9 protein-coding genes are annotated in these 13,493 nt (G+C 62.3%); 4 read left to right on the top strand and 5 right to left on the bottom strand.

The genetic code is table 11. The features are described 5' to 3' along the window. Nucleotides 1-69: 69 nt before the first annotated feature. Nucleotides 70-3,267 (bottom strand): PVC-type heme-binding CxxCH protein, encoded by a 3,198-nt coding sequence (locus GE027_RS02100; RefSeq protein WP_153555518.1) that lies wholly within the window; start codon nt 3,265-3,267, stop codon nt 70-72. A gap of 508 nt (nt 3,268-3,775) precedes the next feature. Between GE027_RS02100 and GE027_RS02095 the strand changes: the two genes are divergently transcribed. Together GE027_RS02095 and GE027_RS02090 are read left to right on the top strand one after the other, a co-directional pair. Continuing rightward, entirely contained in the window at nt 3,776-4,714 is a 939-nt protein-coding gene (locus GE027_RS02095; RefSeq protein ID WP_153555517.1) for a metallophosphoesterase family protein, read from the top strand. A gap of 50 nt (nt 4,715-4,764) precedes the next feature. Next, nucleotides 4,765-5,583 carry an endonuclease/exonuclease/phosphatase family protein gene (locus tag GE027_RS02090; protein WP_153555516.1) on the top strand — a complete coding sequence of 273 codons (819 nt, stop codon included), beginning with the start codon at nt 4,765-4,767 and terminating at the stop codon, nt 5,581-5,583. Nucleotides 5,584-5,758: 175 nt separating this feature from the next. On the opposite strand, the gene GE027_RS02085 is transcribed toward GE027_RS02090, so the two are convergent. Then, nucleotides 5,759-7,552: a 30S ribosomal protein S1 gene (locus GE027_RS02085; RefSeq protein WP_153555515.1), complete on the bottom strand. Its 1,794-nt coding sequence runs from the start codon at nt 7,550-7,552 to the stop codon at nt 5,759-5,761. A gap of 268 nt (nt 7,553-7,820) precedes the next feature. Between GE027_RS02085 and rpiB the strand changes: the two genes are divergently transcribed. Together rpiB and GE027_RS02075 are read left to right on the top strand one after the other, a co-directional pair. Further along, nucleotides 7,821-8,324 (top strand): ribose 5-phosphate isomerase B, encoded by a 504-nt coding sequence (rpiB, locus tag GE027_RS02080; protein WP_153555514.1) that lies wholly within the window; start codon nt 7,821-7,823, stop codon nt 8,322-8,324. Nucleotides 8,325-8,537: 213 nt separating this feature from the next. Continuing rightward, complete coding sequence (locus GE027_RS02075) at nt 8,538-9,659, top strand: formylglycine-generating enzyme family protein (protein ID WP_153555513.1); 1,122 nt, start codon at nt 8,538-8,540, stop codon at nt 9,657-9,659. A 6-nt stretch (nt 9,660-9,665) separates the two neighbouring features. Here the strand turns inward: GE027_RS02075 and GE027_RS02070 are convergent, their stop codons facing one another. From GE027_RS02070 to dapA, 3 genes are all read right to left on the bottom strand, one after another. Next, on the bottom strand, nt 9,666-11,021 hold the full coding sequence (locus tag GE027_RS02070; RefSeq protein WP_153555512.1) for a tRNA modification GTPase: 1,356 nt from the start codon (nt 11,019-11,021) through the stop codon (nt 9,666-9,668). Between the two features lie 2 nt (nt 11,022-11,023). After that, on the bottom strand, nt 11,024-12,298 hold the full coding sequence (locus GE027_RS02065) for an EF-hand domain-containing protein (protein WP_153555511.1): 1,275 nt from the start codon (nt 12,296-12,298) through the stop codon (nt 11,024-11,026). 121 nt (nt 12,299-12,419) lie between these two features. Further along, the gene (gene dapA / locus GE027_RS02060) at nt 12,420-13,313 is read right to left on the bottom strand and encodes a 4-hydroxy-tetrahydrodipicolinate synthase (RefSeq protein WP_153555510.1); all 894 of its coding nucleotides are present in this window, start codon (nt 13,311-13,313) and stop codon (nt 12,420-12,422) included. Nucleotides 13,314-13,493 lie beyond the last annotated feature (180 nt).

Genomic DNA, 13,493 nt, shown 5'->3' with positions numbered 1-13,493 from the left:
GTTCATTCTGGTTCTCTGCATCGGGAAGGAGTAACAAAAGGTAAGGTGGGTTAGCGATCGTGGTCGTCGTCAGGGTTTCTCGTTCAGCAAAGCGATCACGTCGGCGATCGCTTGAGGCGAGAGATCTTTTTCCAGCCCCTCGGGCATCAGCGATTTTCCGGAAGCACGCAATTCCTCGATCTCCGATCGCAGGATGGTTTCGCGTTTGCCTTCGTTGGATAGCAGCGTGATACTGCTGCCCGTTTCGGTTGCCAACAAACCGTTATGGACGCGGCCATCGACGGTAACGACGATATAGGTCAAGTAGCGTGCTTCGACTTCGGCACTGGGATCGAGCAAGTTGGCCAGCAGGGTTTGTGGCCGTTTGTCGGTGATCGAGGCCAGGTCGGGGCCGATGTGGTGCCCGACGTTGCCGAACTTGTGACAGGCTGCACAGCTGGCTGCAAATACTTTGCGTCCGCGATCGATGTCGCCCTCCAAGGTCAACACCGACTGGTATTGCTCCAGCACCGCTTTCCGATCCGGACTGGTCGACGCGGTGAAGGCTTCGGTCCAAGCGGCACGCAGCGCCGCGTCTTTGGTCGCCAACAAACGCTCTCGCATCGAGGGGCTAATTTCGCCGCTGGAAACCCGTTCGGCAACCACCGCTGCCAGCAAGGCGGAATTCCACTGCGTACGGCTGGCCAGCACATCCAGCACGCGGGCCCGCAGCGAAGGGCCGTAGGAACGCCAGGGCGTCAGCAACACGTCGGCGATCTGCGGATCGTCCTTTTGGGCCAGGCGATCGACGACCGCCAACTGCAGCGAGACCGCCGACTGGGGAGTCAACAGGTCCGCCAATCGCCGCAGATCGTCCTGGTACGCTTCATCCTGCCGCAGCAACAACCGCAGCGCGGCGGCCGTGGAAGGATGCAATTGCTCGGCCCTGGCCGAAACGGCCGACCGGGCCGCTTCGATGGTTTGGTCGATCAATTGCTGTTGCTCGGCAGTCAACTGCGTCAGCGAGAACTTGCGCTTTGCCAAGCCGTCCAAGAGCTCGGCCAGTCCGGCCATCTGCCAAGGTTCTATCGTCCGGTTGGCGGCGGAGCAGATTCGCTCTACGACTTGTCCGATGGCCGTGGCGTCACCCAGAGCGGCGACCTGTGCAAACAGGTGCTGTTGCACGCGGCGCTGCGACGTTTGCGAGGCGTTTGCTTCGGCCGGCATCGCAATCGCCGCCGTCAGCACCGCCGCAATGTTACGTCGATTAAGCGAGCTCATTACGTTCGCCAGGATGTACGGCTGGTCGGCGGAAGCGGCCGCCAACCGGGCCAAACACTCCGCCGCCAGCGGGTCGTCGTAGGCGCCCAGCGTCGCCGCCAACTGCAGCCGCACTTTGGCGTTGGGGTCGTTGACGAGCGAGGCGAGCTGCGTTACGTCGACCGGGTACAGTGCCGCCAGCCTGACGGCTTGGCGGCGGACGCCGGCGTGCGGATCCTGCAGGGCCTGCTGTAGAACGCCGGTGCGCAGGCGCTGCATGCCATCGAGCGTGCACAGCGCCTGCAGCCGCTGGAGCGGCGTTTCGCCCCTGGTTGCCAACGCTTCGATCTGCACCACAACGCCGGCATGTTGCTGGGGATCTTTGCCGCGAACCAGTCGTTGCTGGGCCGCGTCGCGCTGCCATCCATTGGAGCTTTTCAGCGCATCGAGCAAGCCGCTCGTCGACGCGGCAAGCCGCGGCGAGGTGAGCGTTTGCCCTTTCGGCACGACGCGATAGATGCGGCCATGGTTTTCACCCAGGCGGTAATGCGGCCGAAGTTCATCTTTGCCGTTCTGCGGCAACCAGTGCGGATGTTCGATCATGTAGCGGTACATATCCACGATCCACAGCGCGCCGTCGGGGCCGGTTCGGGCCATCACCGGACGACACCAGCGGTCCTCGCTGGCGAAGAAATCAAAGTCTGCCTCCGCCGGATCGCGGTGAAAGCGGAAACTGACTCCGTCGTCGCTGAGAATGTTGTGCTGGACCAGGTTGTGAAACGGCTCGCAGGTGAAGGCGTGCTGTTGGCCATCGACCCGCGGGAACAACACCTCGTCGCGATAGATGATCGCCGAACACGCGGAGGTGAAGCGGCCGGATTGGTCAAAGCTGTGGAAGCGTTTCTGCAGCTGTGCCGCCGGATAAACGGGCGGGTTGCTGGGCGTTACCACCTGTCGCTTGGGGTCGGGCGGGGCGAAGTGAGGATTGCGACGGATGTCGTGATCGGCCAACACATAGTGCCACAGCGGAAGGCTGTTCTGGACGCCGAACCAGTTGCCCCAGTCGTCGCGGTTGCGACCGTATTGCGAAGGTCCGCTCTGCGGATCGATGTCGCCCCGGTCGGGCCGGATGCGAAAGTCGCGGCTACCGATACGGGTGGCACGGCCGGTCAGCACCGACGTGATCTGGTTGCCTTTGCCGTACCCCGAATGGTGGCTGCCGCTGGCGCAGTGAACCCAGTTATCCAGTCCCCACCGCAGGCCGTTGACACGCAACTGTTGGTTACCCTCCAAAAACCCGCTGAACACGCTGCGGCGGATGTCGGCCTTGCCGTCGCCGGTACTGTCTTCCAGATACAGAATCTCGGGCGCGGCCGTTACCAGCACGCCATCGCCCCAGACCAGGATTCCGTTGGGGAAACTGAGGTCTTGAGCGAATAGTGTCGCCGAATCGTAGCGGCCGTCGCCGTCTTCGTCTTCCAGCACGCGGATGCGCCCACCGGGCTTGCCTTGGCCATCGATGCCCAACGGATAGTCCGCCATCTCCACGACCCACAATCGGCCGTCGAGGCCCCAGTCGATGGCCACAGGATCTCGAACCAGCGGCTCACTGGCGACCAACTGGACCTCGAAACCATCTCGCACGTGGATTGCTTTCAAGGAGTCTTCCGCGGCGGTCGGCCGAAGTTCGCGCGACGGATTTGGGTTTGCGGCGGTCGGTTTTGTTCCGGCGGTCGGTTTTGCGGCGGTCGGTTTTGTTCCGGCGGCGACAAAGTGCGTTTTGGCTTCTTCGCGGGCCGGCGGGCGATCGTAAACCGCGACCTCGTCGATGATGCCCTGGAAGTTAGCAAAGTTATCGTTGCGGCCTCCGTCACGGGACCCGTTACGGTTACCGTCGTGCAGTCGCCAGTAAGGGACCGGCTGGGATTGGCGAATCGTTTGGGCGTACGTTTGCGAAGCCAACACGGCCAAAGCGTAGTCGTTCGGGCACAACAACCACATCCACAGCGCGTAGGACAGAGTTTTCATAAGTCGGAGAGGAGCTAGTTTCGGGTGGGGATTCGGCTGGCGACGCGTCCAGCGGTGGGTTCTTTAGTGTAGCCGAAGCTTCGAGGCGTTGTGGTCGCCGGCGCGCACCGCCAACGATCAGCCGCGAAGCGCTGGACCGCGGGGCTTGCGCTGACGCAAACGAGGCTTAAAGTAGCTCGGCTGTCTTCAGCCGAGACGAGCGCGGGCTGAGGCCGGGCGCGACCGTGCCGGTTTTGGACGCGGCGGAGGGAACCGTACGCTAGCGCGTTGCGGCTGCGGAGGGAACCGTACGCTAGCGCGTTGCGGCTGCGGAGGGAACCGTACGCTAGCGCGTTGCGGCTGATGTTAGCGGCGCTGAATCGCGAAGCGATGGCAGTTGATAGCCTCGAATGCCAATCCGAGGTAGAAGCTCGGCTGTCGAACGACTGGGCACCATGGCCCCTGCGCAGCGATTACAATCAACTTTCCTCTGACTGGCCCGCCTTTCCCCAACCCTGCCGAGTGTCCGATGCCCCTGCACGTCCTGCCCCAATCTCGTCGTCGTTTCTTGCACACCACCCTGGTCGGCGGGACCGCCTTGCTGGCCGGGCAAGCCAGCGGAGCCGCGGAACCGAGCTCGCCGCGTCCCTGGTGGGCGCTGTTGTCCGACACGCACATCGCCGCCGATCCGGCCACCAGTGCTCGCGGTGTGACGATGTTCGATAATTTGAACCGCGTCGTCGACCAGGTGCTGGCCGAAGCGACTCCGCCGGAGGGCGTCATCATCAACGGCGACTGTGCCTACCTGAAAGGGCTTCCTGCCGACTACGCGACGCTCAGCAAAGCTCTACAGCGGCTTAGCGATGCCGGCTTGGCCGTGCATATGAACATGGGCAATCATGATGATCGCGGTCCGTTCTACAACGCTTTCAAAAGTCAACAACCGGAACACCCGCTGGTCGAAGGCAAACACGTCAGCGTGCTGGAGTCGCCGACGGCGAATCTGTTCCTGGTCGATTCGCTGAAAGAGGTCAACGTCGTCACCGGCGAACTGGGCGAGCCGCAGCTGGCCTGGTTGATCGAGGCGTTGGACGCTCATTCGGACAAACCGGCGATTGTGATCGGTCACCACAATCTTCAGTTCCTGCCCGAGGGCTCCCAGCAGCGGGTTTCCGGCCTAGTCGATTCACGGGCGCTGCTCGACGCCTTGCAAGCCCGCCCGCATGTGCAGGCCTACGTTTTCGGGCACACGCACAACTGGAACGTCCGCCGCTCCGAGGGCCAGCCTTATCTGATCAACTTGCCGCCCACCGCATATGTCTTCAACGAATCGCGCCCCAGTGGCTGGGTGCGTGCCGAGTTGGGTGAGGACGAGTTGACGCTGGAACTGCGAGCCCTGGATGCCACGCACGCCGAACACAACAAGCCGCAGAAGCTCCAGTACACCCTCGCCAGTTCGCCGGGCTAGGCCGCTCGGTAAGGGATGACGATCCAATTCCTGATGAGATTGCAAACCTGATGAAAACAGTACTTTCGTTTGTCTCGGCACTGGTCATTCTGGGCGGCTTTGCGAATCCCTGCGGTTCGACAGAACCGCTGAAGGTCATGAGTTACAACATCCACATCGCGTCTCCGCCATCCAAGCCGGACTACTCGCACAAGGACCTGCAGGCGGTTGCGGACGTCATCCGGCGGACATCACCCGACATCGTCGGGCTGCAGGAGGTGGATAAGTACACGGTCCGTTCGGGCAAGCAGTCCCACCAGGCGAAGGACTTGGCCGAATCGACGGGCATGCATTACCACTTCGCCAGCGCCTCGTACAAGTCCGATGGGGAACAGGGGCAAGCGATCCTGTCCCGGTATCCGATCCTCAAGGCGGAGAGCCATCGCTTGCCGGCCCCGCAAGGGGCGAGCGGAGAAACGCGTTCGCTGGCGATCGTGCTGGTCGAGATCGAAGGGACCAAAGTCGCCTTCATGACCGTGCACCTGGATCACCGCTCGGACACGATCCGAAAGTTCCAGATCGAGACGCTGCTGAAGCACACCCAGCGGTATGAAGAGTACCCGGTGATCTTGGGCGGGGACTTCAACATGGAACCGGATGACGAAAACTTCCGCCTGTTGAAAAGTCAGTTCGGGATGTTGACCGAAGCCCATCCCTTAACCTATCCGCAGCGGAATCCCCAGAAAGCGATCGACCTGATTCTTTGGAACAAGAAAGCGGCCGAGACGCTGAGCGTCGAAGCGTACTATACCGTCGAGGAACGATACGCCTCCGACCATTTGCCGTTGGTGGCCGAATTGACGTTCCGCCAGGATACGTCACCGGAATGAACCGGGGCGATCGCCCAAACGGTTCACTCAAGCGATGCGTTCTCGACTCCAACCGACAGCCCGCTTTGGCCTTCGGCTCAGATAGAAAATGACTCGGTCGGCACATGAAAAAACCTCGCGGCCCGGGGGGACCGCGAGGTTTTCTCGGTTTGCTTTAGGCGACTAGGACGCGATTTTATTCCTCGTCCTTAGGCTCCGGCGACGGAATCAGCAGGCCATCGCTGCCACCCAGGCCGCCCTTAAGCTCTTCCTGGCCGGCGGTGCGTTGCCGTTCTTCTTCGGCTGCCGCTTCTTCCTGTTCCTCGGCCCATTCGACGCGTTTGCGCGAGAGGCCGATTTTACGTTCGTCGGTGTCGACCCGCAGGATCTTGACTTCGATCGGGTCGCCCACTTTGACGACTTCTTCGGGGTCTTCGACCTTGTGGTCGGCCAGTTCCGAGATGTGCAACAGCCCTTCCAGGCCGTCTTCCAGTCCGACGAAGACGCCGAAGTTGGTGATCTTGGTAACTTGGCCGTTGACCAACTGACCCGGCTGGTACTTTTCCGGGATGTCGGTCGTCCAGGGGTCGTTGTCCAGCTGCTTCAGGCCCAGGGCGATGCGGCGACGATCCTGATCGACGCTCAGTACGCGGCAGTGAACCTCTTGGCCCTTCTCCAGCAACTCGCTGGGATGGCTGATCTTGCGAGTCCACGACATGTCGCTGACGTGCAGCAGACCGTCGATGCCTTCTTCCAGTTCGATGAAGGCACCGTAGTTGGTCAGGTTGCGCACGTGGCCCGTGACATCGCTGCCCTCGGGGTACTTCTCCAGGACTTCGTCCCAGGGGTTTTTCTGGGTTTGCTTCATACCCAGCGACAGCTGCTGGCCTTCGGGGTCGACGCCCAGGATCTTGACTTCGATCTTGTCGCCGATGTTGACCAGTTCGCTGGGGTGATTGACCCGCTTGGTCCAGCTCATTTCGCTGATGTGCACCAGGCCTTCGATGCCCGGCTCCAGCTTCACGAACGCTCCGTAGCTCATCACGTTGACAACTTCGCCTTCGTGGGCGGTGTTGACCGGGTACTTGGTTTCGATGTTTTCCCACGGGTTGCGGTCTTTTTGCTTCAAACCGAGCGCGATCTTTTGCTTTTCGCGGTCGATGTTCAGCACCTTGACCTCGATCTCTTGGTCGATCGAGACCATTTCCGAGGGATGCCCGATGCGTTCCCAAGCCATGTCGGTGATGTGCAGCAGGCCGTCGATACCACCGAGGTCGACGAAGGCACCGAAGTCGGCGATGTTCTTGACGATACCTTTGCGGATCTGGCCGTTTTCCAGTTCCTTCATCAGGTACGCGCGGTCTTCTTCACGCTGGCGTTCGATCAACGAGCGGCGGCTGATCACGATGTTGCGGCGCGTGTCGTCGATCTTCAGCACTTCGGCTTGGATCACGCGGCCGATGAAATCGCCGATATCGCCCGGTCGACGGATGTCGACTTGGCTGCCCGGCAGGAAGACGTTGACGCCGATATCGACCAACAGGCCGCCCTTGATTTTGCGGATCACGGTACCGGTGACCACTTGGCCCTCGGCAACCGACTCCATCATCTCTTCCCACTGGATGATCTTTTCCGCTTTGCGCTTGCTCAGCGAGATCATGCCGTAGGGGTCGTCGGCGGCCCCCAGTTCGTCTTCCATCTCCTCGATCAGGACTTTGACCGTGTCGCCGACCTTGGGCGGGTCTTCCTCGGGACCCCATTCATCGAGTCCGATCGTGCCTTCACTCTTGAATCCGACGTCGACCAGAGCCCATTCGTCGTTCAACTCGACGATCCGGCCGTCGACGATTCGCCCCTGGATGTAGTCTTGCTGTTCTTGGGTCAACGCCTCGAACAGAATGTCTTCGGTGTCCTCGGGGGGAGCCAGCAGAGCCAACTCGCTCGCCAGATCATCATCTTCTAGGGCGCGGATCAGATTACGGTTTACCATGGAAAACTCAGTTTCGAGAACGGTCAAAGCTAGCAATCGAGTCCGGCAACCGTTTACTTGGCCCGGTGGAGCGACTACAAAAGCCCGATCGTTCGGGGGTTAGCGGGAAACGGATAGAGAACGCAGCGATGGTAGCTAGCCAACGGTGCCACAATCCGCAAAAACTATCAAAGCCGCTGGCCGGAGACAACGGCCTTTCCCCCCCTGGCTTGCCGTTTTGACACAAATCTGACCATTTCGTCCATTTAATCTGCTCGAGCCCTGAACTATGACGCACCCGGTTGGCCCCCTACGGATCGCTCTTGCTGGCGATCACGCTGGTTTTTCACTCAAGCAAACCGTGGCCGAGGTGCTGTCGGGCGGGGGCCAGCAGACCGTGCCCGAAATCCGGCTGCATGACTGCGGGGCGTTTGATACCACTCAGAGCGATTACCCGGATTTTGCCGAACTCGTCGCCCGCGAAATTGTCGAGGGACGAGCTGATCGGGGAATCCTGGTCTGTGGCAGCGGCGTGGGCGTGAGCGTGGCAGCCAACAAAATCACCGGCATCCGAGCGTCCGTTTGTCACGATACCTACACGGCGCGTCAGGGTGTCGAACACGACGACATGAACGTGCTGTGCATCGGCGGCCGAGTGATCGGCCCGGAGCTGGCGCTGGAAGTCATTCGTGCTTTTCTGAACGCACAGTACGATCCGCAGGAACGACACGCGCGACGTCTGGACAAAGTCCTGCGCCTGGAACGAGAGGGGTTGCCCTCGCTGAAAACTTGAGCCGCTCGCTTGCCGGCCTGCCGATGTTTTTGAGCCGTTTAGGCGATAGCCTCGGTTTCGTCACCGCACAACGGAGGCTATCGCCCGGACGGCTCACGTAAGCAATGCGTTTTCGAATAAATCGACAAGCCGTTGCGCCGCGGAGATTAGAATGGTCGCACCCGCGCACGCCCCCCTCGTTCGTTTCTTCCCACCCCCGTGGATTCTCCCACCATGTCTTGCCATTGGACGTTTATGCCCCCCAAACGCTCGTCGCAGCTGAGTCTCCGTGCCCTTGGTCTATTTGCTTCGGGCCTATTTGCTTCGGGCCTGTTCGCTGTGGGCGCCGCGGCCGACGAATCGCCCGCGCCGGTCGCTAATCCCGACGCGGTTGCCGAGACCGAAGCGGAGATGAAGCCCTATACCGAAGAACTGGCGCACACCGAGGTGGCCTTTGAGATGGTGCCGATTCCGGGGGGCACCTTCCAGATGGGTAGTCCCGAATCGGAAGCGGATCGAAACGAGGACGAAGGCCCGCAGCACACCGTCAAAATTTCGCCATTTTGGATGGGCAAGCACGAAGTGACCTGGGACGAGTACGACGTTTGGACCGACCAGATGGACCAGCGTCGTCGCAAATTGCTGTCGATCGCCGCCGGGCCGCGAGACCTGTTGGTCGATGGCGTCACCCGTCCCACCGAACCCTATACCGATATGAGTTTCGGGATGGGCAAGGGCCAGCATCCGGCGATCTGCATGACCCAGCACGCCGCTCGCACCTATTGCGAGTGGTTGACCGCCAAGACCGGCCGCTACTACCGTTTGCCCACCGAAGCGGAATGGGAATACGCCGCCCGCGCCGGCACGTCGACGGCCTACTCCTTCGGCGACGATCCCGACAATCTGGAAGACTACGCTTGGTTCTTCGACAACAGCGACGATGCCTATGAAGAGGTGGGACAGAAAAAGCCGAATCCGTGGGGCCTGCACGACATGCATGGCAACGTCGCCGAATGGACGTTGGATCAGTACGTCGAAGACCTGTATGCCCAGCGAGCCAAAGAGGGCTTGATCGTCGACCCGCTGCAGATCCCCACGACGCTGTACCCGCGTGTGGTCCGCGGCGGAAGCTGGGACGACGACCCGGATCGGCTTCGCAGCGCCGCTCGCCACCACTCCGAAGAGGACTGGAAACAGCAGGACCCGCAATTGCCCCGCAGCATCTGGTATCACACCGATGCGCTAACTGTCGGGTTTCGCGTCGTCCGTCCGCTGGAGCAGCCCAGTGCCGAGGAGAAAGCCGCCAAGTGGGCCAAGACCGAACCGGTTCAGCTGGACCCGGTCGAAGGCGAGTAGAAGGCGTTATTTGCCGATGCAGAAACGGCTGAAGATGCGGTCCAGGATGTCATCGGTATAAACCTCGCCGGTCACTTCGCCGATGGCCGACAGAGCCAGCCGCATTTCGGCGGCGACCAATTCTTCGCCGCCTCCGCCGTGCAGGACGCTGCGGGCTTCTTCCACGGCCGCGATCGCTTCGTCCAGCGAAGCCGCACAGCGGGCCGCCGTGCCGGCAACCGAGCCGGCGTCGCGGTGCAGCACCCGGTCGAGCAGCTCGGCGATCGCCTCGCGCAGCCGGTCGATCCCTTGACCGCTGAGGCTGCTGGTGTCGATCCAACCGTCGGAAGCCGAGTGGTCTTTCGCGGCGTCGTCGGCCGCAAGCAAGTCGCACTTGGTGCGGACGAAGAGTGTGGGCGTGGCGTCGGTAGGCGGAGCTTGTGGCGCAGGGTCGAGCGCGTCCTGACAGATCAAGCGGACGGCCGCCCGGCGATCGGTTTGCACACCTGCGGTTTGCGCACGGCGTTCGATCGAATCACGGCCGGCTTCGATTCCGGCGGTGTCGGCCAGCTGGACCCGATGCCGCCCGAGGTTCGCTTGCCAGTGCACCGGATCGCGAGTGGTCCCGGCCACATCCGTGACGATCGCCGCCGAGGCGCCCGAGAGCACATTCATCAGGCGGCTTTTGCCGGCGTTGGGTTTGCCGCGCAGGACGACCAGCGGCAGGTCCGCCGACGAGGTGCGCCGCGACAGCTGGCCGCGGATCGTCTGCAGTTGCCGCTGGGCATCGCACAGGGCGGCGTCCAGTTCCTCTGGGGCGATGAACTGGATGTCTTCCTCGACAAAATCCAAGCCGGCTTCCAGATGGGACAACAGGTCCAGCAGATCGGCCCGGAGGCGGCCGAGCGGCCCGGACAGTCCGCCGGCCAGTTGTTCCAGGGCCGTGTCCAGGGAGCGTCGATCGTCGGCATCGATCACCCCCAAAACGGCTTCGGCCTGCGTCAGGTCCAGCCGACCAGCGAGGAAGGCGCGGAGCGTGAATTCGCCGGGGCGAGCGGGACGGGCCCCCGAGGCGATCAAGCGTTCGACCGCAGCGTCCAGCAGTGGCAGGCAGCCCGGCAGATGCAGCTCGGCTGCGACCTGGCCGGTGTAGCTGCGCGGCGTAGGCCACAGCAAAGCGGAGCCGTGGACCGTGCCCAGGGGCGACCCCAAATCCATCTCCAGCGGCACCCGCCGCGGGGCCCGCTGCGGCCAGTCGGTTTGGCCGCGCTGAACCGAGCGCAGGATTCGCAGCGAATCGGGGCCGCTGATCCGCACAATCCCTTGGGCCGCGCCCACGGCGGCCGAGGCGACCGCGCAGATCGTGTCCTCGATGTCGCTCACGCCTACCTTCGACCTTTTTTCAACAGATAATCCGTGTACTCGTCGGCCGTGATCCGGCCGTCGCGATTGACGTCCGCGGGCGAGGGATCGATCAGCATCTTCTTCCACTCGGCGGCCTGCAGGGCCCCGTCTTCGTTGGTGTCGTAGCGGCTGATGATTCGCTTGGAGTAGTCCAAATACTTTTGCGAGCGGCTCTCTTCGTCGTCCTTGCGAGAGGAATCCCCGCGATCCTCCGAGCGAGACTGCTGCGAGGTCGAAGTCATGCTCTGGCGACCGTCGTCCTGCGAGTCCTGGTCCTCGCGCCGCGGAGCATTGACTTCGGCCAGGGTAATGGCACCGTCGCCGTTGCGGTCCAGGGCGTAGAACTCTTCGACTTTCTCCTGCGTCCATTCGCTGGCAAATTCGCTCATCAGCACCTGTCCGTCACCATCGGCATCACGCTCTTTGAACAGCTCGGGCAACTCCTCGTTCTCGCTGGGCCAACCCAGATTGCGGAACGACTTCGCCCCGTTGTAGGGATCGACCGGTTCGTCGTCGTCGCGGTCACGTCGGCGACGATCGTCGCGAGAATCCCGTTTGGGCTGGGCCTTCTGGGCGTTGCCTTCACGGCGGCGAGCGTAGCGAACGGCCAGTTCGGCGGGCGAGAGTTTGCCATCTCGATTGCGGTCGAAGTCCATCGGGTTGCCCTCCCAGCGGCTGCTCAGTTCGTTCGGGGTCAGGAACCCGTCGCGGTTGCGGTCATAGCGCCGCATCCGTTCTTCGGCTTCGCGGCGGTCTTCTTCGCGGACCTCCACGTCGAACATCTCAGCGGTCGCTCCGAAACCCGGCACGGGCTCGGGCGGTGCCTCGACGCCAAAGCCGGGAACCAACATTCCCGCTTCGAGGGCCGACGCTTGGGCTTGATCGTTGTTGTCGCGACCGCCTCGATCGCCGCCGCCGCCCCGCATGCGGGTAAACGCGTCGCTGATCTCTTTCAGCGGGATCGGACGATCGGCATTGAAACGCGGGTTTTCGCGTTTCAAGCGGCCGATGATGAACGAACCGGGCCCGTCACGCTCGTCCATGTCCAACATGCCGTTGCCGTTGCGATCGAGCCGGCTGAGGAACTGGCTGGGGTCGAAACCGCCACGGTCTCCCCCGCGCCCACCCCGGTCTCCACCACGCCCGCCACGGTCTCCGCCGCGTCCGCCACGGTCTCCCTCTCTGGGGGGCTGGGCTTGAGCGGGCACGCTGAGCAGGGCGATCAGCAGCAGCGACAGGAAAGCATGTATTTTCATCACAACCAGCTCACGAGGCTTTGTGGTAACGACATCGGGACCCGGGTATTTTAACCCGCCCGGTCGAACAAAGTTTCGCGGCCGTGGGGCCGGGGCCGGTGATGGGGCGGCAACGAGCGGATCAAGCGATCAAACCGTAGGTCTGCAGGGTCTGCGTCAAACGCTGCATCCCGGCGTCGTCCAGAGCCGTCAGTGGCAACCGCAGTTCGCCCGTGTCGCGGCCCACCAACTTCATCGCGGCTTTGACCGGGATCGGGTTGGTCGCCAGTCCGAGCATGTTGCTGCACAGGCCGTACAGCTTGTGATGCAGCCGCTGGGCTTCGGCGATCTGGCCCTCGGCATAGGCTTTGACCATCGCCAACATGTCGCCGGGAACGACGTTTCCGACCACTGAAATGATGCCTTCGGCCCCGACCGACATCATCGGCAACGTCAGGCTATCATCGCCGCTGAGCACGGTCAGGTCGGTGGTGCCGAGGATCTCCGAGCAGGCGTCGAGTTTCCCGGTGGCCTCTTTGACCATCGCGATTCCATCGACGTCGGCCAGCCGCTGGATCGTTTCCACTTCGATGTTGGCCGCACTGCGTCCGGGGATATTGTAAACGCACACCGGGATCGAAACCGCTTCGGCGATCGCCTTGTAGTGTTGGTAGAAGCCCTCTTGGGTGGGTTTGTTGTAGTAGGGGGCGACCTGCAGCGTTGCGTCAGCGCCTTCTTTCTCCGCTCGCTTGCTCAGCCGCAACGCTTCGGCCGTGCTGTTGCTGCCCGTACCGGCCATGACCTTGATGCGGCCGGCGACCGTCTGGATCGTTTCGGCGATCACCCGCTCGTGCTCGTCATGAGTCAGGGTGGGGGATTCGCCCGTGGTGCCGGTGGGGACCACGCACGTCGTACCGGCGGCGATCTGGAATTCCAACTGTGCTTTCAGTCGCGCATAGTCGACTTGGCCATCTTGAAACGGAGTGGCGATGGCGACAGACAAACCTGCAAAGGACGAACCACGACGCTGGGACATAGGAACACATTCAGGGTGAAGCGAGAACTCGAAACGGCACAGCCGTTAAAGGCAAGAACCACAGTTTCTCGATCCGAGACGCCTTGGCAAGCCGTCTTGACCGATCGCTCGCAACCGAAGTCGCCCAATTTCGCAGCCGAACTCGCCAGAGTTTGGTTGGCGAGGGGCGCCTACGCACCA

This window comes from Roseimaritima sediminicola (assembly GCF_009618275.1).
GTDB classification, from domain to species: Bacteria; Planctomycetota; Planctomycetia; order Pirellulales; family Pirellulaceae; genus Roseimaritima; species Roseimaritima sediminicola.
The sequence above is the reverse complement of the archived record's forward strand: the minus strand, read 5'-3'. Positions and strand labels throughout refer to the sequence as shown.